The 25967-nt window shown below is 67.8% G+C and carries 25 protein-coding genes; 13 read left to right on the top strand and 12 right to left on the bottom strand.

Translation table 11 applies throughout. The annotated features are described in order from the left end of the window. Positions 1-93: 93 nt before the first annotated feature. Positions 94-1488, top strand: a complete 1395-nt coding sequence (locus ACNUDN_RS21020; protein ID WP_419125247.1) for a cation:dicarboxylate symporter family transporter — start codon at positions 94-96, stop codon at positions 1486-1488. A gap of 61 nt (positions 1489-1549) precedes the next feature. Here ACNUDN_RS21020 and ACNUDN_RS21015 read toward each other — a convergent pair whose 3' ends face one another. Continuing rightward, positions 1550-2737 carry a lipid-transfer protein gene (locus ACNUDN_RS21015; RefSeq protein WP_419123693.1) on the bottom strand — a complete coding sequence of 396 codons (1188 nt, stop codon included), beginning with the start codon at positions 2735-2737 and terminating at the stop codon, positions 1550-1552. Positions 2738-2786: 49 nt separating this feature from the next. Then, positions 2787-4484, bottom strand: coding sequence for a serine/threonine-protein kinase (locus ACNUDN_RS21010; RefSeq protein ID WP_419123692.1), 1698 nt, complete (start codon positions 4482-4484; stop codon positions 2787-2789). A gap of 160 nt (positions 4485-4644) precedes the next feature. On the opposite strand from ACNUDN_RS21010, the gene ACNUDN_RS21005 reads away from it, so the two are divergent. From ACNUDN_RS21005 to ACNUDN_RS20995, 3 genes are all read left to right on the top strand, one after another. After that, positions 4645-5712 carry an NAD(P)H-dependent amine dehydrogenase family protein gene (locus ACNUDN_RS21005; RefSeq protein WP_419123691.1) on the top strand — a complete coding sequence of 356 codons (1068 nt, stop codon included), beginning with the start codon at positions 4645-4647 and terminating at the stop codon, positions 5710-5712. 83 nt (positions 5713-5795) lie between these two features. After that, complete coding sequence (locus tag ACNUDN_RS21000; protein WP_419123690.1) at positions 5796-6185, top strand: class I SAM-dependent methyltransferase; 390 nt, start codon at positions 5796-5798, stop codon at positions 6183-6185. A 98-nt stretch (positions 6186-6283) separates the two neighbouring features. Then, positions 6284-7183 (top strand): patatin-like phospholipase family protein, encoded by a 900-nt coding sequence (locus ACNUDN_RS20995; RefSeq protein ID WP_419125246.1) that lies wholly within the window; start codon positions 6284-6286, stop codon positions 7181-7183. Here the strand turns inward: ACNUDN_RS20995 and ACNUDN_RS20990 are convergent. After that, on the bottom strand, positions 7172-8158 hold the full coding sequence (locus ACNUDN_RS20990; RefSeq protein ID WP_419123689.1) for a patatin-like phospholipase family protein: 987 nt from the start codon (positions 8156-8158) through the stop codon (positions 7172-7174). The two genes, ACNUDN_RS20995 and ACNUDN_RS20990, sit on opposite strands and share 12 nt — an antisense overlap. 113 nt (positions 8159-8271) lie before the next feature. On the opposite strand from ACNUDN_RS20990, the gene ACNUDN_RS20985 reads away from it, so the two are divergent. Further along, complete coding sequence (locus ACNUDN_RS20985; protein WP_419123688.1) at positions 8272-9126, top strand: ArsR/SmtB family transcription factor; 855 nt, start codon at positions 8272-8274, stop codon at positions 9124-9126. Between the two features lie 51 nt (positions 9127-9177). On the opposite strand, the gene lpqV is transcribed toward ACNUDN_RS20985, so the two are convergent. Continuing rightward, positions 9178-9618 carry a lipoprotein LpqV gene (lpqV, locus tag ACNUDN_RS20980; RefSeq protein ID WP_419123687.1) on the bottom strand — a complete coding sequence of 147 codons (441 nt, stop codon included), beginning with the start codon at positions 9616-9618 and terminating at the stop codon, positions 9178-9180. Between the two features lie 110 nt (positions 9619-9728). Here lpqV and ACNUDN_RS20975 point away from each other — a divergent pair, with 110 nt between their 5' ends. After that, positions 9729-10241: a cysteine dioxygenase gene (locus tag ACNUDN_RS20975; protein WP_419123686.1), complete on the top strand. Its 513-nt coding sequence runs from the start codon at positions 9729-9731 to the stop codon at positions 10239-10241. Then, positions 10241-10627, top strand: a complete 387-nt coding sequence (locus ACNUDN_RS20970) for a rhodanese-like domain-containing protein (protein WP_419123685.1) — start codon at positions 10241-10243, stop codon at positions 10625-10627. Before ACNUDN_RS20975 ends, ACNUDN_RS20970 begins: the two co-directional genes overlap by 1 nt. Here the strand turns inward: ACNUDN_RS20970 and ACNUDN_RS20965 are convergent. Genes ACNUDN_RS20965 through ACNUDN_RS20955 form a run of 3 tightly spaced genes read right to left on the bottom strand, consistent with a single transcriptional unit; the run spans position 10624 to position 14225 of the window. Beyond that, a complete protein-coding gene (locus ACNUDN_RS20965; RefSeq protein ID WP_431960543.1) occupies positions 10624-12336 on the bottom strand; it encodes an alpha/beta hydrolase in 1713 nt (570 codons plus the stop codon). The genes ACNUDN_RS20970 and ACNUDN_RS20965 overlap by 4 nt on opposite strands. Before the next feature lie 9 nt (positions 12337-12345). Further along, positions 12346-13128, bottom strand: a complete 783-nt coding sequence (locus ACNUDN_RS20960; protein WP_419123684.1) for an enoyl-CoA hydratase — start codon at positions 13126-13128, stop codon at positions 12346-12348. A 2-nt stretch (positions 13129-13130) separates the two neighbouring features. Then, on the bottom strand, positions 13131-14225 hold the full coding sequence (locus ACNUDN_RS20955; RefSeq protein ID WP_419123683.1) for an enoyl-CoA hydratase/isomerase family protein: 1095 nt from the start codon (positions 14223-14225) through the stop codon (positions 13131-13133). Positions 14226-14412: 187 nt separating this feature from the next. Here ACNUDN_RS20955 and ACNUDN_RS20950 point away from each other — a divergent pair, with 187 nt between their 5' ends. Next, positions 14413-15267 (top strand): Bax inhibitor-1/YccA family protein, encoded by an 855-nt coding sequence (locus ACNUDN_RS20950; protein WP_419123682.1) that lies wholly within the window; start codon positions 14413-14415, stop codon positions 15265-15267. Between the two features lie 169 nt (positions 15268-15436). Here the strand turns inward: ACNUDN_RS20950 and purT are convergent, their stop codons facing one another. The 3 genes from purT to ACNUDN_RS20935 are packed head-to-tail and all read right to left on the bottom strand — an operon-like array spanning position 15437 to position 18904. Further along, the gene (purT, locus tag ACNUDN_RS20945) at positions 15437-16636 is read right to left on the bottom strand and encodes a formate-dependent phosphoribosylglycinamide formyltransferase (protein WP_419123681.1); all 1200 of its coding nucleotides are present in this window, start codon (positions 16634-16636) and stop codon (positions 15437-15439) included. Positions 16637-16655: 19 nt separating this feature from the next. Beyond that, positions 16656-17873 (bottom strand): acetyl-CoA C-acetyltransferase, encoded by a 1218-nt coding sequence (locus ACNUDN_RS20940; RefSeq protein WP_419123680.1) that lies wholly within the window; start codon positions 17871-17873, stop codon positions 16656-16658. Between the two features lie 50 nt (positions 17874-17923). Further along, positions 17924-18904 carry an SGNH/GDSL hydrolase family protein gene (locus ACNUDN_RS20935; protein WP_419123679.1) on the bottom strand — a complete coding sequence of 327 codons (981 nt, stop codon included), beginning with the start codon at positions 18902-18904 and terminating at the stop codon, positions 17924-17926. Positions 18905-19098: 194 nt separating this feature from the next. Between ACNUDN_RS20935 and ACNUDN_RS20930 the strand changes: the two genes are divergently transcribed. The 5 genes from ACNUDN_RS20930 to ACNUDN_RS20910 all read left to right on the top strand — a co-directional run bounded on the left by ACNUDN_RS20930 (position 19099) and on the right by ACNUDN_RS20910 (position 24678). After that, a complete protein-coding gene (locus ACNUDN_RS20930; protein WP_419123678.1) occupies positions 19099-20169 on the top strand; it encodes an alpha/beta hydrolase fold domain-containing protein in 1071 nt (356 codons plus the stop codon). Positions 20170-20198: 29 nt separating this feature from the next. Beyond that, complete coding sequence (locus ACNUDN_RS20925) at positions 20199-21593, top strand: cystathionine beta-synthase (protein WP_419123677.1); 1395 nt, start codon at positions 20199-20201, stop codon at positions 21591-21593. A gap of 329 nt (positions 21594-21922) precedes the next feature. Next, on the top strand, positions 21923-22885 hold the full coding sequence (locus tag ACNUDN_RS20920) for a DUF2189 domain-containing protein (protein ID WP_419123676.1): 963 nt from the start codon (positions 21923-21925) through the stop codon (positions 22883-22885). Between the two features lie 87 nt (positions 22886-22972). Next, on the top strand, positions 22973-23482 hold the full coding sequence (locus tag ACNUDN_RS20915; RefSeq protein WP_419123675.1) for an RDD family protein: 510 nt from the start codon (positions 22973-22975) through the stop codon (positions 23480-23482). Positions 23483-23493: 11 nt separating this feature from the next. Next, entirely contained in the window at positions 23494-24678 is a 1185-nt protein-coding gene (locus ACNUDN_RS20910; RefSeq protein WP_419123674.1) for a cystathionine gamma-synthase, read from the top strand. Here the strand turns inward: ACNUDN_RS20910 and ACNUDN_RS20905 are convergent. Further along, positions 24675-25346: a GOLPH3/VPS74 family protein gene (locus tag ACNUDN_RS20905; protein WP_419123673.1), complete on the bottom strand. Its 672-nt coding sequence runs from the start codon at positions 25344-25346 to the stop codon at positions 24675-24677. The two genes, ACNUDN_RS20910 and ACNUDN_RS20905, sit on opposite strands and share 4 nt — an antisense overlap. Before the next feature lie 72 nt (positions 25347-25418). After that, a complete protein-coding gene (gene greA / locus ACNUDN_RS20900; protein WP_419123672.1) occupies positions 25419-25913 on the bottom strand; it encodes a transcription elongation factor GreA in 495 nt (164 codons plus the stop codon). Positions 25914-25967: the final 54 nt, after the last annotated feature.

Here is a 25967-nt window from a genome sequence, read left to right as displayed (position 1 = left end):
CTGAACGTAATGAACTAAAACGTGACCTGGCTCACGATGTCCAACAGCATCTTCTCAGACCCCAACACCGAGCTGAGTCTGAAGGAGAGCACGATGACCGCCACGATGGACAGGCCGGCCGCAGAGCCGGCGCCCGAGGAGCCGAAGAAGAAGCGCGACCGCACGCACTGGTTGTTCATCGCCGTCATCATCTCGGTCATCGCCGGCATCGGTGTCGGCATCTTCGCGCCGGAGGTGGGAAAGAGCGTCGGCGTGCTGGGCACCATGTTCGTCGCGTTGATCAAGATGATGATCGCACCGGTGATCTTCTGCACGATCGTGCTCGGCATCGGGTCCGTCCGCAAAGCCGCCACCATCGGCAAGGTCGGCGGCCTGGCTTTCGTGTACTTCCTCGCCATGTCGACGTTCGCGCTGGGCATCGGCCTGCTCGTGGGCAACATCCTGCACCCGGGCAGTGGTCTGCGGCTCACCGACAGCGCCGCGGGCAAGGGCGCCGAACTCGCCGAGAAGGCCCACGAGTCCGGCGGCCTGCTCGAATTCGTGCAGGGCATCATCCCGACCTCGTTGTTCTCCGCGCTGACCGAGGGCAGCGTGCTGCAGGCACTGTTCATCGCGCTGCTGGTCGGCTTCGCGCTGCAAGGTCTCGGCACCGCGGGCGAGCCGATCCTGCGCGGTATCGAGCATCTGCAGAAGCTGGTCTTCAAGGTGCTCGTGATGATCCTCTGGCTGGCCCCGATCGGGGCCTTCGGTGCGATCGCCAACGTCGTTGGTCAGACCGGCTGGGCCGCGGTCGGACAACTCGCGGCGCTGATGCTCGGCTTCTACCTGACCTGCGTGATCTTCGTCTTCGGCGTGCTGGGCACGCTGCTGCGCGCGGTCTCGGGTGTGTCGATCTTCAAGCTGGTGCGCTACCTGGCCCGCGAGTACCTGCTGATCGTGTCGACCTCCTCGTCGGAATCGGCGCTGCCGCGCCTGATCGCCAAGATGGAGCACCTCGGTGTCGAACGCTCCACCGTCGGCGTCGTCGTGCCGACCGGCTACTCGTTCAACCTCGACGGCACCGCGATCTACCTGACGATGGCGTCGCTGTTCATCGCCAGCGCCCTGGGTGACCCGCTGACCGTCGCCGAGCAGATCGGTCTGCTGGTGTTCATGATCGTCGCGTCCAAGGGCGCCGCGGGGGTCACCGGTGCGGGCCTGGCCACGCTGGCCGGCGGCCTGCAGGCGCACCGCCCCGACCTGCTCGACGGCGTCGGCCTGATCGTCGGAATCGACCGGTTCATGTCCGAGGCGCGGGCGTTGACCAACTTCTCGGGCAACGCGGTCGCCACCCTGCTGGTTGGTTCGTGGACGCGCACCATCGACAAGGACAAGGTGAATGCCGTTCTCGCCGGCAAGGATCCGTTCGACGAGCTCACCATGCTCGACGCCGATCATGGTTCACGTGCCGACGAGCCGGCGCGGGAGAAAGTCCCCGCCTCGGTGTAGGGCACGGTCAGGGAAGGCCCGGTCGGTCCCCTCCGGCCGGGCCTTTCCGCGTGCGGCGGAGTTACCGCTCGGCGCGTTGGTAGGCCGTGACGACCGCCGCGCCACCGAGCCCGATGTTGTGCTGCAGCGCCGCGGTGACACCGTCGACCTGACGCTTGTCGGCGGTTCCGCGCAACTGCCAGGTCAATTCGCTGCACTGTGCCAGACCCGTCGCGCCCAGCGGGTGCCCCTTGGAGATCAGGCCGCCGGAGGGGTTGACCACCCAGCGGCCTCCGTAGGTGGTGTCGTCATCGTCGATCAGCTTGGGTGCTTCGCCGGGTCCGCACAGGCCGAGGGCTTCGTAGAGCAGCAACTCGTTGGCCGAGAAGCAGTCGTGCAGTTCGATGACCTGGAAGTCCTCGGGCCCCAATCCGGACTGCTGGTAAACCTGTTGGGCGGCTTTGACATTCATGTCATATCCGATGATATTGGCGGCGCTGCCGTCGAACGTGGAGGCGAAATCGGTGGTCATCGCCTGGCCGACGATCTCGACCGCCTGGCCGGCCAGGTCGTGCTTGGCGACGTAGTCCTCGCTGGCGAGGACCACCGCGGCCGACCCGTCGGAGGTCGGTGAGCACTGCAGCTTGGTCAACGGGTCGGAGATCATCTTCGCCGCCAGGATGTCCTCCAGCGAGTACTCCTGCTGGAACTGCGCGTAGGGATTGTTCACCGAGTGCTTGTGGTTCTTGTAGCCGATCTTGGCGAAATGCTCGGCGGTGCTGCCGTACTTCTTCATGTGTTCGCGGCCGGCTGCGCCGAACATCCACGGCGCGACCGGGAACTGCATGGCGTCGATGTCGTTGAGCGCCAGAATATGCCTCTTGAGCGGTGATTCGCGATCCTCAGCGCCGCCACCGAGCGAACCGGGCTGCATCTTCTCGAAGCCGAGGGCGAGCACACAGTCGGCCAAACCGCCGCGGATCGACTGAGCGCCCAGATACAGCGCGGTCGACCCGGTGGAACAGTTGTTGTTGACGTTGACGATCGGGATGCCCGTCATGCCCAGTTCGTAGAGCGCCCGCTGACCGGACGTGGAGTCACCCGAGCAGTAGCCGACGAAACCTTGCTGAACCTCGGCGTAGGCGATCCCGGCGTCGGCGAGGGCGTTGGTCCCTGCTTCGTCGGCCATCGCGGGATAATCCCACCCTTCGCGCCGGCCCGGCTTCTCGAACTTCGTCATACCGACACCGATGACAAAAACCCGGCTCATATCCGTCGTCCCTTCGCTTCGTTGCGTCCTGTGAGCACGTTAGCGCGGGCTATCCGAACTCCAGCCACCAGTTGTGCAGATCCTCCAGGTCGGGTCCCTGGGCATCGGCGAGCAGCAGGTCCGCATCCTTGGTCCACACCACGTCGGCATTGTCGTTATAGGTGCCGCACGCAATCTGGCCGGCTTCGTCGTCGGGTGTCTCGGTGTAGTGCCAGGTGGACGGCGAGTCGACACCGCTGCCCGGGCACTGCAGTAGCTCCGAGTTCACCTCGACCGCCGCGTCGAATGCGGCGTCGAGCGACTGGCTGTCCTCGAACAACGAGTAGCGGGTGAACGCCGGACCGCCCGGGGTGATCGCCTGCGTGCAGTCCACCGTCGCCACCGCCGTGGCGGCCGGCGGACTGACCGGCCGGCAGTTCGAGGCGTCGTGGCCTCCGGAGAGCAGGGCCATCAGCTGCTGGTCGTAGGACTGAGCCGGCGGCGGCGCAGTGGTGGTTCGGCTGCGCCGCGTGGGTTCCCGCGCGGGTGTGGTCTGCGCGGCGGACGTGCCGGTGGGCGAGGCCGTCGGTCCGGGAGTCGGATCGGGCCGGACCACCAGCCAGATGCCAAGCCCGGCCAGCACCAGGACGATCGCCGCCGAGCCGGCGAGCAGCGCGATCATCGGTCCCTTCGAACCGCCGGCCAACGACCGGGGCTGCTGAGGCGACCACCCCGGCGGCGGGCCGTTGGGCGGGGGAGGGATCGGGCCGCCGGGCGGCGGCGGCATGGGCGGCGGCGGCATGGACGGAGGCGACATGGACGGGGGCGGCGACATGGGCGGGGGCGACATGGGCGGGGGCGGCGGAAGCGGCGCCGGCATGGTCGCGGCCTGGCTGCGGTGCACTATCGAATCCGCCTGATCCTGTTGTGCACCGGTCAGAGCCGCGGTGGCGGCTCGGGCCAACTCCCCGGCCGAGGCATAGCGATCCTCGGGGCGCTTGGCCATACCGACGGCGATGACCTCGTCGAGGCCGGCCGGAATGTCCGGACGCGCCCGGCTCGGGCGGGGCGCCGGTTCGTTGAGGTGCGCGGCGATCACCACACTGACGCTGTCGCCTTGAAACGGTGGTGCGCCGGTGAGGCATTCGTGCAGCACGCAGGCCAGCGCGTAGACGTCAGCCCGGGCGGTGACCTCACCATTGCCGAAGCGCTCCGGGGCCATGTAGGCGTAGGTCCCGACCGCGGTGCCGAGCTCGGTGAGCGCTTCGTCGGTGGTGGCGTTGGCGATACCGAAGTCGACCAGGTAGGCGAAGTCGTCGCGGTTGATCAGGATGTTCTCGGGCTTCACATCTCGGTGCAGGATGCCGCTGCGGTGCGCCGCGTCCAGCGCCGAGGCGATCTGACGCACGATGGCGGTTGCGCGGGCGGGCGGCATCGGCCCCTGCTCCCGGAGAATCCTGCGCAGGTCGATGCCGTCGATCAACCGCATGTCGACGAACAACAGCCCGTCGATCTCGCCGTAGTCGTGGATGGGCACGACGTGCGGCTCCTGCAGCCGACCTGCGGCGTTCGCCTCGCGCTGCAACCGTTGCCGGAACACCGGATCGTGGGACACCGCCTCGGGCAACAACTTCAACGCGACGACGCGACCCTTACCGGTGTCCTCGGCCTCGTACACCTCGCCCATGCCGCCCTTACCGATCAGGCGGCGCAGCCGGTACGGGCCGATCTGAGTACCGACGCGGGAACCCTGCTGCGGATCGGTCATCGTGGCTCCTCAGCTCGTTCGTCCGGCGAACACACCCTAATGCGGTCGAGACCGCCGCAGCATGCCAACGGCGGGTTCTCGATTTCCGGTGCGTGTGCCCGGGCATCTGGTGTAGTTGTCGATAGAACGTGTTCTAGTTTTTGGTGCCGGAGGAGGCGACATGGCGTTGCGGGTCGTGCAGTGGGCAACAGGTGGTGTGGGCGTCGCCGCGATCAAAGGGGTGCTCGAGCATCCCGACCTGGAGCTGGTCGGCTGCTGGGTGCACTCGCCGGACAAAGCCGGCCGCGACGTCGGAGACATCGTCGGAACCGACCCGCTCGGCGTGACAGCCACCGGCAGTCTCGAGGAGATCCTGGCGCTGGACGCGGACGCCGTCATCTACTCGCCGCTGATCGCCAACCCCGACGAGGTCGCGGCGCTGCTGGGGTCGGGAAAGAACGTCGTCACCCCCGTCGGGTGGCTGTATCCCAGCGAGCGCAGCGGGGCGTCGATGCGCGCGGCCGCCGTCGCCGGTGGTGTGACCCTGCACGGCACCGGTATCGCCCCGGGCGGCATCAGCGAGAAATTCCCCTTGATGCTCTCGGCCATGTCGACAGGGGTGACATTTGTCCGGGCCGAGGAATTCTCGGATCTGCGCACCTACGAGGCGCCCGACGTGTTACGCCACGTGATGGGCTTCGGCGAAACGCCGGACAAAGCGCTGACCGGGCCGATGCAGAAGATGCTCGACACCGGGTTCATCCAGGCCGTCCGCATGTGCGTCGACCAGCTCGGATTCGCTGCCGACCCGAAAGTGCGTGCGACACAGGAGATCGCGGTGGCCACCGCGCCTATCGACTCGCCGATGGGAATCATCGAACCCGGTCAGGTCGCGGCCCGCAAGTTCCACTGGGAAGCCCTCGTCGACGGTGAGCCGGTCGTGCGGGTGACGGTGAATTGGCTGATGGGCGAGGACAATCTCGACCCGGCCTGGTCGTTCGGGCCAGAGGGGCAGCGCTACGAGATGGAGGTGCGGGGCAACCCCGATTTCACGGTGTCGGTCAAGGGTTTCCAGTCCGAGGTCGGCGGAGAGGGCCCGGAATACGGGGTGGTCGGGACCGCTGCGCACTGTGTGAACTCGGTGCCCGCGGTGTGTGCGGCGCCGCCTGGCATCGCCACGTATCTCGACCTGCCGCTGATCAGTGGCAAGGCGGGCCCGGGCAGGGCCCGCGTGGCGGCGGCGCACTGATCAGTCCGGCCGCGGCGAGGTCGAGGTAGCCGCGGAAGGTGGGACATTCCCTGTGATTTGGCGCTGGACACGCTGCAGCGTGCTTGAGTTCCCATGCCGCCCGGAAGCGCGCGCGTGAGAGGAATCTGCCGGTCGAGTTCATTCTCGGTGACGCTCAGTCGTTCGCCTCGCCGCCACACACGTTCGACGTCCAGGTATCCCGCTTCGGGGTGATGTTCTTCGACGACCCCACGACGGCGTTTGCAAACTTGCATCGCGCGATACGGCCAGGTGGCCGACTCACGTTCGTGTGTTGGCGTGACCCCAAGGAGAACCCGTTCATGAGCACCGCAGAACAAGCTGCGGCGCGGTTGCTCACCGACCTCACACCCGGAACCGTGGGCAGCCCTGGGCCGTTCGCATTCGCCGATGCGCGTCGGACGAAATCCGTTCTGTGCGCCGGCGGGTGCTGGATGGTTACCGCCCGGTCCTGAGGTTGTTCCCCGGACAGCCGGCGGCACAGCTCGCCACGGTGCCACCGGCGTCGTGGCCTCCTCCATCTAGCATTCGGGATATGCCGAAAGCCCATCCGATGGAGCAGTCGCGGGCAGTTCCCGTCGACGCCGAGACCGACGTCAACCGGGCGCTCGTGCTCGCCGGCGGCGGACTGGCCGGTATCGCCTGGGAAACCGGTGTCCTGCTGGGAATCTGTGACGAACACCCTGACGCCGGGCGCGCACTGCTCGACGCCGACGTGCTGCTGGGCACCTCGGCCGGTTCGACCGTCGCCGCACAGATCGCCGGCGGCCTGCCTCTGGAGGAGCTGTTCGCCCGGCAGGTGTCCGGGCAGCACGGCGTCCACGAGATCCATCCGGGCGTCTCGATCGACGCGATCGCAGGCCTGTTCCTCGACGCGATGCTGACCCCGGGGGCGACCAGGGCACAGAAACTGCAGCGCATCGGCGCCATCGCCCTGGAGACCGATACCGTCACACAAGCAGTGCGGCGCCGCGTGATCGAGCATCGGCTGCCCTCGCACAGCTGGCCGTCCCGGGTGCTGCGGGTGACGGCGATCGACATCGCAACCGGGGACCTGACAGTATTCGACGGCGCGTCGGGGGTGGGGCTGGTGGACGCGGTGGCCGCGAGCTGCGCGGTGCCCGGGGTCTGGCCGCCGGTCACGATCGGCGGTCGCCGGTGCATCGACGGCGGGGTCGCGAGCACGGTGAACATGTCCGCGGTCGGCGACTGCGGTACCGCCGTCGTGCTCGTGCCGTCCGGTGCGGACAGCCCGCCACCCTGGGGTGTGAGCGCCGCGGCCGAGATCGAGGGCTTCCCGGGGTCCACGCTGGCGGTCTTCGCCGATGCCCGCTCACTCGCCGCGTTCGGCGCCAATCCGCTCGACCCGGTCTGCCGGGAGCCCGCTGCGCGGGCAGGTCGGGAACAGGGCCGGCGTGAGGCGCACCGGGTCGCCGAGTTCCTAGGTCCCTGAGGTCTTTTCGTCCAGGGTGTCCAGCGCCGCGACGGCGAGCTCCTGGCCGATCTCGATCACCTCGGTGGCTCGGTGGAAGTCCAGGCTGCGGCACACGGTGCGGGGCACCTCGATCAGCAGATCAGGCGGATAGGCGGCCAGCGTGTGGCGGGCCAGGGCCGCTTGGGCGATGTCGATGACACGGTTCATCACCTCGAACCCGCCGAGCCGGGGCAGCTCCGGGGCCTCGGGAGCGGTGATCTTCTCGTCGGCAACCTCCAGAGGTTCGTCGTCGCCGGCCACGAAGCGGCCCAGCACCGCGCGCCCGGTCGGGGTCTCCAGCAGCGAGCGTGCGGCCTTGGTGTCCAGCAGGGACGACGAGCTGCGCCACATCCGGTTCAGCCAGTCGGCCGACGGCGTGCGCGGGTCCCGTTGCCGCCGTTTGGCGTCCGGGTCGTCACCGGAGAGGCTGACCGCGATCGTCACGTCCGCGTTCACCGCGGCCACCGGTGCCATCGGCAGGGGATCGAGGATTCCGCCGTCGGCGAGTAGGCGTCCGTCGAGCACATGCGGGGTGATCACGCCCGGGATCGCGATCGACGCCCGGATGGCGTCGTCGACCGGGCCGCGCTGCATCCACACCGACTTCCCGGTGATCAGATCGGTGGCGACCGAGGTATACGGGATCGGTAGTTCCTCGATCGTCACATCGCCCAGGATCTCCCGGACGGCATCGAGGATCTTCTCGGCGCGCAGCACACCGGCCGCGGTGATCGACGGGTCCAGCAACCGCAGCACCGCACGCTGTGTCAACGAACTCGCCCACTCTGCGAACTCGTCGAGCTCTCCGGCGGCCTGCAGGCCCCCGACCAGGGCGCCCATCGACGAGCCGGCGATTCCGACGATCTCGTGGCCCCGCTCGCTCAGCTCGTTGATGACGCCGATATGGGCGTAGCCGCGCGCGCCGCCGCTGCCCAGAGCCAGTGCGACTCGCATGCAGACATTCTGCGCCGGAAGGGAACCGAATGCGCAACCTTGACATGCAGCCATATGGCTGCATATCCTCGCAAAGGTAGCCGCAAGGCTGCATATTGTGGGAGAACTGATTCATGGATGAGGTGTTCCGGGCGCTCGCCGACCCCAATCGGCGGCGTCTGCTCGACAGCCTGAACGCCCGCAACGGGCAGAGTCTGACCGAGCTGTGCGGCGGGCTGGACATGGCCCGGCAATCGGTGAGCAAGCACCTCAAGGTGCTTGAGGACGCCAATCTGGTCAGCACCGTCTGGCGGGGCAGGCAGAAGTTGCACTACCTCAACGCCGAACCGATCAACGCGATCGCCGATCGATGGATCACCCACTACGACCGACTGCGGGCACAGACGCTCGCAGACCTGAAAACAGCATTGGAGCGGGATTCCATGGAGCATGGCAACAGAGGCAAGGGTGGCAATGACAAGGGTGGCGACGACAAGGGTGGCAACGACAAGGGTGGCAATGACTTCGTCTACACCACCTACATCAGGACCACACCGGAACGGCTGTGGCAGGCCGTCACCGACCCGGCCTTCTCCGAGCGTTACATGGGGCACGGGTTGGTCACGGACTGGAAGGTCGGGTCGAACTTCGACTGGCGCGACGGCGATCTGAACATCAGCAGCCCCGAACAGGTGATCCTGGAGGCGGACCCGTACCGGCGGCTGGCGTTCACCTTCCACACATTCACGTCGCAACTGACGGCGGTGGGACTGTCCACCGACGTCATCGAGCGGGCCGCCACCGAACCGCGGTCCACGGTGACGTTCGACATCGAGGAGGTCGGCGACGGTCGCGTCAAGCTGACCGTCATCCAGACCGGTTTCCCGCAGGGGAGCATCGTGCGGGAACTCGTTTCAGGTGGCTGGCCCTCGAAGCTCTCCGACCTCAAGAGCAACCTGGAGCTGGAGTCGGTCGCCGCGGGCGCGTGAGCGCTTCGCGGGCAGTTAAAGACACCCGTGATTCGAAATCGACGGCGGCCGTCAACCGCACAGCGCGTCGGCGGCCGCCTCGACTGCGACGATCACGGCGGACTGCTGTCCCGGTGTGAGCTCCGACCACCGTTTGTCGAATGTCGCAGGCCCCGCTGACTGCGACTGCTGCACGGTCTGGAGGAACGGCTCGATCTGCGCTTGCGGATCGCCACCCTGCTGCTCCATCCACGTTCGCGCAGCTCGGCAGGCATGGAAGTAGTCGTCCTCGGTGGATTCTGCCGGGGCCCCGACTGCGGTCGTCACCCCGCCGGGGGACACCCCCACCGCCCCGGGCGGCACCGGCGCGGCAGGCGCTGACGGATCGGCCGCGGCTGTCGCAGCCGACGTCGCGTCAGGCGGGCCGGGGGATTCGGTGCCGGCCGAACAACCCGGCAGGAGTGCGCAAGCGCACAGAGCGGCGCCGGTGGCGCGGAGAGGGTACCTGCGCATGCGGCCAATCTATGCAACACTGGCCGCCGTGATGGACGTGACCCGGGTTCAGGAGTGTTGTCAGGCCTAGCTGCCTGCCCCAACCTGTCCGTCCTTCCCGGAGTTCCCTGATGATCCTGGCACCCACCCGGCTGCGCCTTGCCGACCTTCTGCACGTCACCGACCGCTTCGCCGACGACGTTCTCGGCGGCGACTACGACCATCTACTGCCTGCCGGCGGGCCGCCGGCCACCGATCGCTGGTTCACCCGCCTGCACGGCACCGACGAGCTCGACGTCTGGCTGATCAGCTGGGTTCCCGACCGCTCCACCGAACTGCACGATCATGGCGGCTCGCTCGGCGCTCTCACCGTGGTGTCGGGAGCGCTTCGCGAAACCCGTTGGGATGGAGCGGCATTACGCGACCGCCGGCTGGTCGCCGGTGACCAGGCGGCATTCCCGCTGGGGTGGGTGCACGACGTCGAATGGGCGCGAGAGACCGTGACCGGCGGCGGGGGCACACCGACGTTGAGCGTGCATGCCTACTCGCCACCGTTGACCGCGATGTCGTACTACGACGTCACCGAACGCAACACGTTGCGCCGCAACCGTACCGAACTGACCGACAAACCGGAGAACGACTGATGCCGAGCCGGATCGAGGCGATCCTCGACAACGCGCGCGCCACCCTCACCAGGCTGCCCGCCGAGGAGGTGCCCGCCGCCCTGGCCAGAGGTGCCGTGCTGGTCGACATCCGACCGGCCGCGCAGCGGGCCGCCGAAGGCGAGGTCGCGCAGGCACTCGTCATCGAACGCAACGTGCTGGAATGGCGGTGCGACCCCACCAGTGACGCGCGGATTCCCGAGGCCGTCGACGACGACGTCGAATGGGTGGTGCTGTGCTCGCAGGGTTACACCTCCAGCCTCGCCGCGGCGGCGCTCAAAGATCTCGGCCTGCACCGCGCCACCGACGTCATCGGCGGCTACCAGGCGTTGAAACAGGTGCTGGCACCCGAACAGCCTGCGGACTAAGTGTTCTCGTCGCTGCGCAACAGCCCGCGCAGCTTCTCGGTCTTGGCCTGGGTCCAGCCCGGGGGCAGCATGATCGAGGCCCAAGCGTCGGCGACGTTGCGGACGTAGACGTGGCCGTGCCCGTCGGGGACGTTGACCGCAACCGCCATGTCGGCGCTCACCTGAAGAAACGTCACCACGGGAATCCACTCCATGTCCGGCGATACGTCGTATCCGCGAGCCTCGTGTAGCCAGTCCGGTCGGGAGAACAACAGTTCGGGATTCCACCACGCGATCGGATCCGACGCGTGCTGCAGATACACCACCCGGGGCTGATCCCACGGGTCGTGCGGGCGCTGCAGATCGCGCGCTTCCGCGACGAAGCGGACGTTGGCGCCCTTGTCGTAGATCGGCAGCCACTCCGGGGAGCCGGCGTCGCGGTTGCGGGTCAGGTCGGTCCAGATCGTGTTGTTGAAGGTCGGTCCGCTGAACAGCGCGCCGTCAGTGCGCGCGATCAGGTTGTTCAACGCCAGAAACGGTGCCTCGCCGCCGAAGGAACCCAGGCTCTCGCCGAACACCACGAGCTTGGGTCGCTGCGCCTCCGGCATCTCGCGGATCAGCTCGTCGACCGCCTCGAACAGGGCCTGCCCGGCCTGGCGGGCGTTCTCCTTGTCCACCAGGAAGGACAGCCAACTCGGCAGGAACGAGTACTGCATCGACACGATCGCGGTGTCACCGTTGTACATGTACTCCAGCGCCGAGGCCTCGGCCTCGTTGATCCAGCCGGTGCCCGTCGTGGTCGCGACCGCGACCACGGCGCGATCCAGGCCGCCGGTCCGCTGCAACTCGCGAGCGGCCAACTGCGCGGTCTCCCTGATGCCCTCGGCGGAGTTGAGCCCGGCGTACGCGCGGATGGGTTCGGTCGCGGCGCTGCCGTTGAACTCGGTCAGTTCGTCCACCGACGGGCCGCCCGAGATGAAGATCCGACCCTGATGGCCCAGTGATTCCCAGCTCACCAGCGACTGCGGCCCGCCCGATCGCAGAACCGATTCCGGCGCAGCGAAATCGGGGTCGGTCTCGTCGTTGACCGCCGCGAAGGTCTTGTTGATGGTGCTCATCGCAAACCGGACGACCACACCGTTGAGCAGCGCGATCGTCAACGCCAACAGCAACGCCACCACGACGACGGCAGCCACCCGCGGCGGCGCCACCCGCCCGGCCTGGCGCACCAGAAAGCGCACGAGCCGGCCCACGAACTGGCCGACCTCCACGAGCACGAACATCGTCACCACCGAGATGGCCGCCGCCAGCGGGTAATCCCAGAACACCAGGCGCGGCACACCCATCAAGTCCCGCACATCGTCCTGCCAATCGTGGAACTGCACGACCATGATGGCCATGCCGATCACACCGATCACGACGAGTGCCGGCCAGGCGAATCGCGGTGGCGGCGGACTGCTTTGCCGGGACCGCATGAAGCGCACCAGCCAGACCGCGAAAACGCCGATGCTGTAACCGATCGCCGCGGCGCCGCCACTGACCAGACCCTGGAACAGCGGACCGCGCGGCAGCAGCGACGGCGTCAGCGACAACCACAGGAACACGAAACCGACCGCGGTTCCGGTGAACGTGTAGTGCCGGACCCACCATGCGCGCCTGGGTGTGGACGTATCTGCGCGCGCCGGCGTCTTCTCGGCTACCGCGGCGGGGGCTTCACCGGTATCGGTCACGCATGAACTTTAGCGATGTGTGAAGTTCGGCGACCGCTTCTCGGTGAACGCGTTCATACCCTCGGTCTGATCGTCGGTGGCGAACGCGGAATGGAACAATCTGCGCTCGTAGAGCAGACCTTCGGTCAGCGTCGTCTCGAAGGCGCGGTTGACGGCCTCCTTGGCCATCCGCGATGCGGACAGCGACATACCGGCGACGGTGACGGCGACCGACCTGGCTTCCTGCAGCAGATCGTCGGCCGGGACCACCCGCGAGACCAATCCGGCGCGTTCGGCTTCCTCGGCGCCCATGTTGCGACCGGTCAGGATCAGGTCCATCGCCTTGGCCTTGCCGATCGCGCGGGTCAGGCGCTGCGAGCCCCCCATGCCCGGCAGCACGCCGAGCTTGATCTCGGGTTGCCCGAATTTCGCCGAGTCGGCCGCGATCAGGATGTCGCACATCATCGCCAGTTCGCAGCCGCCGCCCAGCGCGTAACCGGCTACCGCGGCGATGGTGGGGGTGCGGGTTGCGGCGAACTTCCCCCAGGCGGCGAAGAAGTCGGACGAGAACACCTCGGCGAACGACAGGCCGGCCATCTCCTTGATGTCTGCACCCGCGGCGAAGGCCTTCTCGTTGCCGGTCACGATGATCGCCCCGACGCCGGGGTCGGCGTCGAGTTCGGCTGCGGCGGTGGTCACTTCGTGCATCACCTGGCTGTTGAGCGCATTGAGTGCCTTGGGCCGGTTCAGCGTGATCGTCGCGACGCGGTCGTCACGATCGACGATGATCGTCTCGAATGTCGGTGAGCTCATGATTACTCCTCGTCGAATTGCAGGTCGGGATCCGCGGCGGCGAAGTAGGCCTCGACGTCTGCGGGTGTCACCGCGGCCAGCGACGCCGGCTTCCATTGCGGGTTCTTGTCCTTGTCGATGAGCAACGCCCGGATGCCCTCGACGAGGTCGTGCGACTGCAGCGCTGCGCAGGAGGTCCGGAACTCTTGGCGCAGCACGTCTTCCAGTGTGGCGAGCTTCGCCGCGCGGCGCACCGCCTCCAGCGTGACGCTGGCCGCCAAGGGGGAACGCGAGGCGATCAGGTCAGCGGCATCTCCGGCGGGTCCGGTGCCGTGACCACGCAGCGCGGCGACGATGCCGGCAACCGTCCCGGCGGCATAGCAGTCGTCGATCCAGTCACGCTGGGCGAGCAGCCCGCTGTCCGGCGGTTCCTCGCTGTGAGCGGCCAGGGCTGCGTCGAGCCCGTCGGCGGTGATCGCGTCGACGAATGCGGCCAGTCGCGCCTGCGGGACGAAATGGTCGGCGAAACCCATCGCGATGGCGTCGGGGCCGGAGAACGGCGCACCGGTCAGCGCCGCGTGGATGCCGAGCAGTCCGGGGGTGCGGGCCAGCAGGTAGGTGCCACCGACGTCGGGGATGAACCCGATGCCCACCTCGGGCATGGCCATCTTCGTCGTCTCGCTGACCACGCGGACGCTGCCGTGCGCGCTGATCCCGACGCCGCCGCCCATCGTGATGCCGTTCATGATGGCGACGTAAGGCTTCGGGTAGCGGCCGATGTAGGCGTTGAGCCCATATTCGTCATGCCAGAACCGGCGGGACGCGGTTCCCCCGGCCCGGGCGTCGTGATAGATCGCGACCACGTCACCGCCGGCGCACAGGCCACGGTCCCCGGCGCCGGACACCACGACGGCGTCGACGGCGTCGTCGGTCTCCCAGGTCTTCAGGGTGCGCGTGATGGTGTCGACCATCGGATGGGTCAGCGAGTTGATCGCCTTGGGCCGATTGAGTGTGATGCGACCGATCCCGCGCTCGGCGGTCACCCCGTCGTCTCCGGTTGCTCCCTTGTCAACAGTCACCTTGTCAACAGTTACTAGGACATCCTCGTTTTCGACCACGGAATGCAATCTAGATCGTCTCCCTCGTCGAAGTAAGCCCGGGTAAGGTTTCCTGTGAACGACCTGGGAGGGTGTCGGCCGATCATGTGGGATCTCGGCCGGGAACTGCCCGGGAACCTCGAACGTTGACCATGTGATCGTCACAGGTCGAACCATTGTGGACATCGAAAACAGGAAGGATCCGACGGTGCGCGAGAGCAGCAACCCGGTATTCCGCACACTGCCCAAGGGGCAGCAGGGCGGCTATGCCCAATTCGGTACCGGAGCCGCCGGCTACGGCGCCCAGGCGGTACACGCCGACCCGTACACCACCCAGCAGTACCCGGATCAGCAGCAGCGTGGGGTGTCCCGCGCGCTGACGATCGACGACGTCGTGATGAAGACCGGTATGACGCTGGCGGTGCTCTCTGCCGTCGCGGTGGTCTCCTACTTCCTGGTGGCGGGCAACCCGGGCCTGGCGATGCCGTTCACCCTCGTCGGCGCACTGGGCGGCCTCGGGCTCGTGCTGGTCGCGACGTTCGGTCGCAAGCAGGACAACCCGGCCATCGTGCTCAGCTACGGTGCCCTCGAAGGTCTGTTCCTCGGCGCGATCTCGTTCGTCTTCGCCAACCTGGTGTCCACCGGCGGCGCCTCGATGATCTTCCAGGCCATCGTCGGCACCCTGGGTGTGTTCTTCGGCATGCTGGTCGTCTACAAGACCGGCGCCATCCGCGTCACCCCGAAGTTCACCCGGATGATCATCGCCGGCCTGTTCGGTGTCGTCGCGTTGATGCTGCTCAACCTGGTACTGGCGCTGTTCGGTGTCGGCGGCGGAGCCGGCCTCGGCCTGCGTGACGGTGGCGCTCTCGCCATCGGCTTCTCGCTGCTGTGCATCGGCTTGGCCGCGTTCAGCTTCCTGATCGACTTCGACGCCGCCGACCAGATGGTTCGTGCCGGCGCGCCGGAGAAGGCGGCCTGGGGCATCGCGCTCGGCCTGACCGTGACCCTGGTCTGGCTGTACCTGGAGATCCTGCGTCTGCTGAGTTACTTCAACAACGACTAGCAGCCTCGCCTCGAAGAACGACAAAGGCGTCCGCCCCCGGCGGGCGCCTTTTTCGTGCCCCGTGCGCCCCGCTTGTGCCCGCGCGGTGCGCCGGCGAGAGGGCGCTCAGCGCGGAATCTGCTACTGGATCGCGGTCTGAGCGCACTGCCGGTGCAGGTCCACCGCCGGTCTACGGGACCCGCGCGGTGACGCGGCCGGCAGCCTCGACGGCGTTGCGGCGTGCGGTGTCGACGTCGTCGGCGTAAGCCAGCGCCACGCCCATCCGGCGCCTGGCGAAGCTCTCGGGTTTCCCGAAGAGCCGAATGTCGGTGCGCGGCACCCGCAATGCGGCATCGACGCCGTCGAACACGACGCCTTCGGCGTCCACCCCGCCGTAGATCACCGCGCTGGCGCCGGGGGATTTCAGTGTCGTGTCGACCGGCAGGCCGAGGATTGCCCGAGCGTGCAGCTCGAACTCGTTCTGCCACTGCGTCACCATCGTCACCATGCCGGTGTCGTGCGGGCGCGGGCTGACCTCGCTGAACCAGACGTCGTCCCCCTTGACGAACAGCTCGACACCGAAGATGCCCTGCCCGCCGAGGTCCGTGGTGACCGCACCCGCGATCTCGCGGGCCCGCTCCAGCGCGGCCGCCGACATCGGATGCGGCTGCCAGCTCTCGACATAGTCGCCGCTGACCTGCCGGTGCCCGATGGGTTCGCAGAACTGGGTGTGGACCTCGCCCGAGGCGCCGCGGGCCCGCACGGTCAGCAGCGTGATCTCGTAATCGAAATCGATGAAGCCCTCGACGATGATGCGGGTGTTGGTCACCCGGCTGCCCGACATCGCGTACTGCCAGGCCGCTTCGACGTCGTCAGGCCCGTCGATCTTCGACTGACCTTTCCCGGAGCTGCTCATCACCGGCTTGACCACGCACGGGTAGCCGATGTCGTCGACGGCGGACTGCAGCTCCTCCAGCGAGTCGCAGAATCGGTACGGGCTGGTCTGCAGCCCAAGGGTTTCGGCCGCCAGCCGGCGGATCCCCTCGCGGTCCATCGTCAGCCGCGCAGCCCGGGCAGTGGGGATCACCCGCACGACTCCCTCGGCTTCGAGCGCTTCGAGAGCCGGGGTCGCGATGGCCTCGATCTCGGGCACCACCAGATCGGGCCGTTCGGCCTCGATCAGCGCACGCAGCTGATCGGGATCGGTCATCGTGATGGTGCGCGCGTGGTGAGCCACCTGTTGACCCGGAGCGTTCGGGTAGCGGTCGACCGCGATGGTCTCGACGCCGAGGCGCTGCAGCGCGATCAGCACTTCGCGGCCGAGCTCACCAGAGCCGAGCAGCATCACCCGTGTGGCGTTCGGGGACAGGGGCGTTCCGATGGTGGTCATCGGGACGCGATTCTAGGGCTCAGCTGAGCCGCTCCACGACCATCGCCATGCCCTGACCGCCGCCGACGCACATCGTCTCGATGCCGAACGTCTTGTCCTGGGTGGCCAGATTGTTCAGCAGCGTGGCGGTGATCCGGGCGCCGGTCATGCCGAACGGATGTCCGAGCGCGATCGCACCGCCGGACACGTTGAGCTTGTCCTCGTCCATGCCGAGCTCGCGCGCAGATCCCAGGACCTGAACCGCGAATGCCTCGTTGATCTCGTACAGGTCGATGTCGCCGATCGTCATTTTGGCGTTGGCCAGCGCCTTCTTGACCGCCTCGATCGGGCCCAGGCCCATGATCTCCGGGGAAAGACCCGACACCCCGGTCGACACGATCCGGGCCAGTGGCGTGAGCCCCAGCTCCTTGGCCTTCGTGTCGCTCATGATCACCACCGCGGCGGCGCCGTCGTTGAGCGGGCACGCATTGCCCGCAGTGATCGTGCCGTTGGGCCGGAACACCGGCTTGAGCTGGCTGATCTTCTCGTAGGTGGTGCCGGCGCGTGGTCCGTCGTCGGTCGAGACGACCGTTCCGTCGGGCAGCGTCACCGGCGAGATCTCCCGGGCGAAGAACCCGCTCTTGATCGCCTCCTCGGCCCGGTTCTGCGAGCGCACCCCCCAGTGGTCCTGATCCTCGCGGCTGATGCCGGTGAACGCCGCGACGTTCTCGGCGGTCTGACCCATCGCGATGTACACGTCGGGCAGCAGTCCGTCCTCGCGGGGGTCGTGCCACTCGGTCGCCCCGGCGGCGGCGTCCTCCGAACGGGCCTGCGCGTCGGCGAAAACGGGATTCTTCGAATCCGGGTAGCCGTCCGGTGTGCCCTTGCCGAAGCGCGACACCGTCTCCACGCCCGCGGAGATGAACGCGTCACCCTCACCGGCCTTGATCGCGTGGAACGCCATCCGGGTGGTCTGCAGAGACGACGAACAGTAGCGGTTGACCGTGGTTCCGGGCAGGAAGTCGTATCCCAGCTCGACGGCGACGGCGCGGCCGATGTTGAAGCCGGCCTCCCCGCCGGGCTGCCCGCAGCCCATCATCAGGTCATCGATATCGCGCGGATCCAAAGCCGGCACCTTGTCCAGCGCGGCCCGCACCATCTGGGCGGCGAGATCATCGGGTCGCATCGAGACCAGCGAACCCTTGCCGGCGCGGCCGATCGGAGAACGGGCGGTGGCGACGATGACGGCTTCGGGCATGAGGACTCCTCAGGTTCAGAACGTGTTGCAAGAAACGTGTTGCAAGAAACCTAGCCCGCCGACACCACGATCGGCGCGGGCACCCCGGTGGAGCGCCGCCACAGCCGGCTGAGCCCGCCGAGCCGCGACAACACCGAACCGTCGTCGCCGGCGCGGGACTCCAGAGCGTCGTCGGGGTGTGCGTCGGTGGCGAACTCGCCCAACGCGTGGCACAGCGCGGGCAGCAGCTGTTTGGCAGCAAGCTCGTAGCCGGCCGCCGAGGGATGGAACATGTCGGGGGAGAACAACAACTCCGGAGCCTGGTAGAAGTGCGGCGCGAGCAGGTCCGAGAACGGCACCGGCACGCCCCCGGCGGCGCGCACCGCCGCGGCCTGCGCGCGTGCCAGCCGTAGCCCGCGGCTGCGTGTCACCCACCGCAGGGGCTGCGGGATGGCGGTGATGACGCCGAAATCAGGGCACGTGCCGACGACCACGACCGCCTCACTACCGCGCAGCCGGGCCACCGCACGGCCCAACCGGCGCGCCGACGGGCCGATGCCGTTGGGTTTGGTGATGTCGTTGGCGCCGATCATGATCACCGCGGCGTCGGGCGGCGGCCCCGCGACATACATGGCGTCGATCTGCCCGGACAGCCCCTTGGAGGTGGCGCCGACGATGGCCTTGGTGCTGAGCCGGATCCGTTTGCCCGACTCGGCGGCCAAACCGCGCGCCAACAGCACCCCGGGCACCTCGTCGGCGACGGTGCAGCCGTAACCGGTGGCTGTCGAGTCACCGAAGATCATCAGGTGCAGGTCGAACGGAACGCCGCGGTGGTACCGCTCGACCGGCCCGCCGCCCGGCGGGTAGACGCCATCGGCACGCGGAGGCACATCCCAGGACTTGGGGATCACGCGGCGAGCCCGATCCGCCTGTCCGGTGAGCAGGTTGCGGGCGCCGATGTAAGCGGTGCCGGTGGAGGCAAGCGTGGCCGCAGCCGCCACGGCAACTGTCGTTTTGCTCGGGGCGCTGATCTGCACCCGTGGAGTGCCCACGACGAAAAGTTTAGTGGGCATTTCGGCGGCCACGCGGGTCGTAGCGCCGAACAGCGATCACAGTGCGGTATCAACTCCGGTACCAAAAGCGTTTAACCAATTGTGATAATGGTTACAAGTGCGAAGCTAAGTTACGAGGTTGTCTGACTAACTCGGCTTATCCCGGCTCTACATCGGCGTAGGAAGTGGTGGCGATGACGGCACCCAGCAAGGCCCCGACGACTCCTCGTGCGGCAATAATTGCAGGTCGAGCGCGGAAACACCGGCGGTTCCCGGTCAGTGACGGGGCTCCCGTCGAGGTGGTCGAAGACGGCCCCAGCATTGCCGGCCGGCTCATGGGCCTCGCGGCCATGGCGACCATCCGCCCGTTCCTGACGGTCGGCAGCTACGCCCCCAAGCTCCCGTGGCCCTGGGGATTGGTCGACTTCGCCGCTCGGGTCCTGCGGCCCGCCCCCGGCACCGTGCGGGCGACCATCGGATTGCCACACTGCAACGCCCAACTGGTCCGGGCCGCGGGCGTCCTGCCCGCCGACGGTAACCGTAGCGTGGTGCTCTACCTGCACGGCGGAGCCTTTCTGACCTGCGGGGTCAACACCCACGGCCGGCTGGTCACCGCCTTGTCGAAGTTCGCCGACGCGCCCGTGCTCGTCGTGAACTACCGGATGATCCCCAAACACTCCGTCGGTACCGCGCTCGACGACTGCTACGACGGCTACACATGGCTGCGCGAGCTCGGCTACGAGCCCGATCAGATCGTGCTGGCCGGCGACTCTGCCGGCGGCTACCTGGCCCTCTCGCTGGCCGAGCGGCTGCACGCCGAGGGCACCAACGGCTACGTCGGCGAGACCCCGGCCGCCGTGGTGACGATGTCACCGCTGTTCGAGATCGACAACGAGGCCCGTGCCGACCATCCGAATGCCCGTACCGACGCGATGTTCCCGCCCAAGGCGTTCCATGCGCTCGTCGAGCTCATCGAATCGGCGGCGGCACGTCGCATGGTCGACGGTCGGCCCGAGGAGATCTACGAGCCGCTCGACCACATCGACAGCGGACTGCCGCGCACCCTCATCCATGTGTCCGGGTCCGAGGTTCTGCTCAGCGACGCGCGTAAAGCGGCGCGTCTGCTCGCGGCGGCAGGAGTGCCGGTAGAGGTGCGCGTCTGGCCTGGTCAGATGCATGTTTTCCAGCTCGGCGCCCCCGCGGTGCCGGAGGCCACCCGATCGATCAAGCAGATCGGCGAATACATTCGAGAGGCGACCTGGTAGGCGTTCGCCGGGCCTGAGACCATGGACTCATGCGGATCGCCCGGCACGTCAGTGAGCTCATCGGCAACACCCCTTTGGTGCAGTTGAATTCGGTGGTTCCGCCCGGGGCCGGGACCGTGGCCGCCAAGCTCGAATACCTCAACCCCGGCGGCAGTTCCAAGGACCGCATCGCGGTCAAGATGATCGACGCGGCCGAGGCCAGCGGCGAGCTCAAGCCCGGTGGCACCATCGTGGAGCCGACCTCGGGCAACACCGGCGTCGGACTGGCCCTGGTCGCCCAGCAGCGCGGCTACAAGTGCGTCTTCGTCTGCCCCGACAAGGTCAGCGAGGACAAGCGCAACGTCCTGCGCGCCTACGGCGCCGACGTGGTGGTGTGCCCGACCGCGGTCGCCCCCGACGATCCGACCAGCTACTACAGCGTCTCCAACCGGCTCGTGGAGGAGATCGAGGGCGCGTGGAAACCCGACCAGTACTCCAATCCGATGGGTCCGGAAAGCCACTACGAGACCACCGGCCCGGAGATCTGGACCGACACCGACGGCAAGATCACCCACTTCGTCGCAGGTGTGGGCACCGGCGGCACGATCACCGGCGCCGGCCGCTACCTCAAGGAGGTGTCCGGCGGCCGCGTCAAGGTGATCGGGGTGGACCCCGAAGGATCGGTGTACTCCGGCGGCACCGGGCGTCCCTACCTGGTGGAAGGTGTGGGTGAGGATTTCTGGCCGTCGGCCTACGACCCCTCGGTCCCCGACGAGATCATCGCGGTCTCCGATGCGGACTCCTTCGACATGACCAGGAGGCTGGCTCGGGAGGAGGCGCTGCTGGTCGGCGGCTCCTGCGGCATGGCCGCCGTCGCGGCGATCAAGATCGCCGAGCGGGAGGGCCCCGACGCACTGGTCGTGGTGCTGTTGCCCGACGGTGGCCGCGGCTACCTGTCGAAGATCTTCAACGACGACTGGATGTCGTCCTACGGATTCCTGCGCAGCAGGCTCGACGGTTCGGTCGAGGAATCCACCGTGGGGGAGGTGCTGCGCGGAAAGTCCGGAGCCCTGCCCGATCTCGTCCACACCCACCCGTCCGAGACGGTGCGCGACGCCATCGGCATCCTGCGTGAATACGGGGTCTCCCAGATGCCGGTGGTCGGCGCCGAACCGCCGGTGATGGCCGGTGAGGTGGCGGGCAGTGTGTCCGAGCGGGAGCTGTTGTCCGCCGTGTTCGAGGGTCGTGCCAAGCTCGCCGACGCCGTCGCCGAGCACATGAGCCCGGCCCTGCCGTTGATCGGCACCGGAGAGCTGGTCAGCACCGCGGCGAAGACACTGCGGGAGTGCGACGCCGTGATGGTGGTCGAAGAGGGCAAGCCGGTGGGAGTGCTGACCCGCCACGACCTGCTCGGCTATCTCTCGGAGGGCAATACCCATCGCTGACCCATCGCTGACCCGCCGCTGACCCATCGCTGCCGGGTTCCGGGCGCCCGCCGAGGGGAGAATCGGGCCGCGCGAATGCGTTGCCCGAAGCGCTGCCTCGGGTAGTGTGAGCAGGCTTGTCGAGGCGGTGCGAGCGGAGGGGCGTCCATGATCGTTCGAAGGTCCGGAAGCCACGGTGACCGCCCTCGCGTGTGTACACCCGCGGTACGGCGGCCTGGCTGACAGGTCGGCGCCGCCGCTGTCGGACACCCAGCGGCAGGCCATCGCACACAAGATAATGGGGACGGTTCGCGCACCGCTTCGATCGCAACCGAGATCAGGAGAAACCGATGACAGATAATCCGCCGCCTGGCGGTTACCCGCCTCCGCCGCCGGGAGGCTATCCGCCGCCACCTCCGCCCGGGGGTTACCAGCCACCCCCACCGCCGCCAGGTGGCGGTTACGGACCCCCCAGTGGCGGCTTTCCTCCTCCTCAGGACGCAGGCGGGTACCCGCCGCCCCCACCGCCGGGGATGCCGGCCGGCGGGTTCGGACCGCCCCAGGGTGGATTTCCGCCACCCCCGTCGGGTTACCCGCCCGTCGGTGGCCCACCGGCGTTCAGCGTCGGCACCGCGTTCGGTTGGGCGTGGAACAAGTTCAGCAAGAACGCCGTACCCCTGATCGTGGCGTCGCTGGTGTTCGGCATCGTCATCATCGCCCTGCAGGCCATCGTCAACATCGTGCAGGCGCTGGTCTCGCCCGGTGACACCAGCTACATCGCTGACGACAGCGGCTTCTCCTTCACGTACTCGGCCACCGGTGTCGCGGGCACCATCGTCGCGATCGTCGGCTGGTTCCTGTCGCTTCTCGTCAGCGCCGCGATCCAATCGGCGTTCCTCGGCGGCATCTTCGACATCGCCAACGGTCAGCAGGTCAGCGTCGGTTCGTTCTTCCGGCCCCGTAACGTCGGCAACGTGGTCATCGCCGGTCTGATCGTCGGCGTGATCACCACCATCGGTTTCATCCTGTGCATCGTTCCGGGTCTGATCGCCAGCATCCTGCTGATGTTCACCACGATCGCGGTGCTCGACCGCAATCTGTCGCCGATCGACGCCATCAAGTCCAGCTTCGAGACGGCCAAGAACAACATCGGCCCGGTGCTGCTGGTGTGGCTCGTCAGTGTCGCGGTCGTGCTCGTCGGCGCGCTGCTGTGCGGCGTCGGCCTGCTGGTGGCCATCCCGGTGGCGGCGTTGCTGCTGGTGTTCACCTACCGGACCCTCAACGGCGGGTTCGTCGCACCCGCCGTCCCGTAGCGTTCCGATCCCATCGATGTCGGCGTGCCCGGACACCGGGCACGCCGACATCGCTGTGTGGGGCAGCATCACGGCAGGGGAGGGAACGTGACAGGGCAACCGCCGTCCCACAACCCGGTGCCGCCGAGGCGGGTGTACGCGTCGTGGTGGGTGCGGGTGGCGGCAGGTTCGGTCGACGCGGTCCCGCTGGTCGTGGGGTGGGGGATATGGGAAGCCTGGGCGATCAGCAGCGCCTCGCTGCACTGCACCACCCACGACAACGGCGGCGTGTCATGCAGTGCCCTCCCGTCGCCGGTCGCAGACCTGACGTTCGCGCTGATGGTGACACTGACCTGTGGCTATGTGCTGTGGAATCACGGATACCGCCAAGGCGTCCGGGGCAGCAGCATCGGGAAGTCTTTGCTGCGCGTGCGAGTTGTCGACGAACGTCACTGGCAGCCCTTGGGTTTCAGTGCATCGGTACTGCGTCAGGTCCTGCATCTGATCGACGTCGTGGTCTGTTTCGTCGGGTTCCTGTTCCCGCTGTGGGACACCCGGCGCCAGACACTGGCCGACAAGCTCATGGGGACCGTCTGCGTCCCGCAGGTGCACAGCTAGCCTTGGTGATCATGAGTGAGCAGCGCAGCGCCTCGGATCACTACCGCGCCTACGGTCCCGCGACCAGGGCGATCCACGCCGGGTACCGGCCCGATCCGGCCACCGGCGTCGTCAACCCGCCGATCTACGCCAGCTCGACGTTCGCCCAGGACGGCGTCGGCGGGCTGCGCGGTGGATTCGAGTACGCGCGTACCGGCAACCCCACCCGATCGGTGCTGGAGGGGGCGCTGGCGGCGATGGAGGGCGCGACCCACGGACGCGCGTTCAGCTCCGGCATGGCCGCCACCGACTGCGCGTTGCGGGCTGTGCTGCGCCCCGGCGACCACCTCGTGATCCCCGACGACGCCTACGGCGGCACCTTCCGGTTGATCGACAGGGTGTTCAGCCTGTGGGGAATCAGCTACACCGCAGTGGCGCTCTCGGATCTCGACAAGGTCCGTGCTGCCGTCACCGACCGGACCAGGCTGATCTGGGTGGAGACCCCGACCAACCCGCTGTTGTCGATCGCCGACATCGCGGCCATCGCCGAGCTGGTATCGGGGACAGCAGCGAAAGTTCTGGTGGACAACACCTTCGCGTCACCGGCGCTGCAGCAACCGCTGGCGCTGGGTGCCGATATCGTGCTGCATTCGACCACCAAGTACATCGGCGGGCACTCCGACGTCGTCGGGGGAGCGCTGCTGACCGACGACGAAGAACTCGACGCCGCTTTCGGATTCCTGCAGAACGGCGCCGGCGCGGTGCCCGGTCCGTTCGACGCGTATCTGACGATCCGCGGACTCAAGACGCTGCCGCTGCGGATGCAGCGGCACAGCGAGAATGCGGCCGCAATCGCCGAGTTCCTGGACGGGCATCCGGCGATCGGGGCCGTGCTCTACCCGGGTCTGCCTTCGCATCCGGGCCACGACGTCGCCGCCCGTCAGATGAGCGGCTTCGGTGGCATGGTGTCGGTCCGGCTGCGTGGTGGGCCGCAGGCTGCCCGCGAATTTTGTGCCGGCACAGAGATTTTCATTCTCGCTGAATCGCTGGGCGGGGTGGAGTCGCTGATCGAGTATCCGGGTGCGATGACCCACGCCTCGACCGCGGGTTCGCAACTGGAGGTGCCCGACGATCTGGTGCGGCTGTCGGTGGGCATCGAGGATGTCGCCGACCTGCTCGGTGATGTCGAGCAGGCACTGGGCGCGGTCGGCGACTAGGACAGCTGCGTCAGTGCTCGGCGCACCGCCGATGCGGTGACCGCGAGATTCACCTCGGCCAGACCCGTCGGTGACTCGTCGACCCAACTGCCGCTTGTGATTTCACCCGCGCGGGCGTGAACCCAGCGCCAGCCGCGGTCGTTGAGGCTGAGCAGCGCCCCCAGTCCGTCGACCGCGTGCAGCACGGTGATCACCGCTGCCGTCGACGGGGCGGGCGGTTTGCGGTCGAACAGAGCCGCCATCAACGCCGCGCGCGCCGGATCCACCCGGTCCCGGTTGGTCAGGGGGTAGGTCCGGGCGCGGCCGAACAGCTTGCCGGGTCGCGTCATTCGTCGTATCTGGCCCGTCCGTTCCAGGTGGTCGGTGAGCAGTGCCCCGATATCCTTACCCAGCTTCTTGATCGCCGTCTCCGGGCTCATCGGGCGGGACCGCAGCAACTGGAAGGCGTGGTTCACCACCGGATCCATCGGAACCAGCGCGTCGAGTGCCATCAGCCGGCCCACTGGTACCGGGTCGCCGACCACGGCCGGTCGGACACCACAGACGTACGCCAGGTCGAGCAGGGTGGCGGCCGCCAGTGCACGGTCACGGCGTGGGCTGTCCAGTCCGGGTTGGGCGGACGCGTTGTCGACGAGCAGCAGCAACAGGTCCTCCGCGATCTGCGCCATGCGTCGCAGACTAGTGGGGACGCTGAAGCAGGCCGAGCCGGTCCCGGCCGGTCGGTCGCCGGGCGCCGCCGGTCAGCCGTGGTAGGGCTCGGCGCTGACCAAGGTCACCTTGACGGTGTTGCCGCTGGGCACGGTGTACGAGCGCGACTCGCCGACCTTGGCGTCGATCAGTGCGCCACCCAACGGTGAGTTCGGGGAGTACACCTCGAGCTTGCCGTCGCTGACGCCCTGCTCCCGCGTACCGATCAGGAAGGTCTCGGTGTCGTTCTGGTCGTCGTCGTAGTACACCTTGACCACCGAGCCGGGCAGCGCGATACCGGACTGCTTGGGCGCCTCGCCGACCTTGGCGTTGTTCAGCAGCTCCTGCAGTTGGCGGATGCGCGCCTCTTCCTGGCCCTGCTGCTCCCGTGCGGCGTGGTAACCGCCGTTCTCGCGCAGGTCGCCTTCCTCCCGGCGATCGTTGATCTCGGCGGCGATGACGGGGCGGTTGGCGATCAGCTGATCGAGTTCGGCCTTGAGCCGGTCATAGGACTCTTCGGTCAGCCAGGTGACCTGCGTGTCGGTCATGTCGCGCTCCTGTCGTAGTTGCTTCCGCGCTTTCGGCTGTGGAAGGTGGTAATA

Origin of the sequence: Mycobacterium sp. smrl_JER01 (assembly GCF_048513595.2) — a bacterium.
Classification (GTDB): Bacteria; Actinomycetota; Actinomycetes; order Mycobacteriales; family Mycobacteriaceae; genus Mycobacterium.
This window is presented reverse-complemented; position numbering and strand designations above follow the sequence as displayed.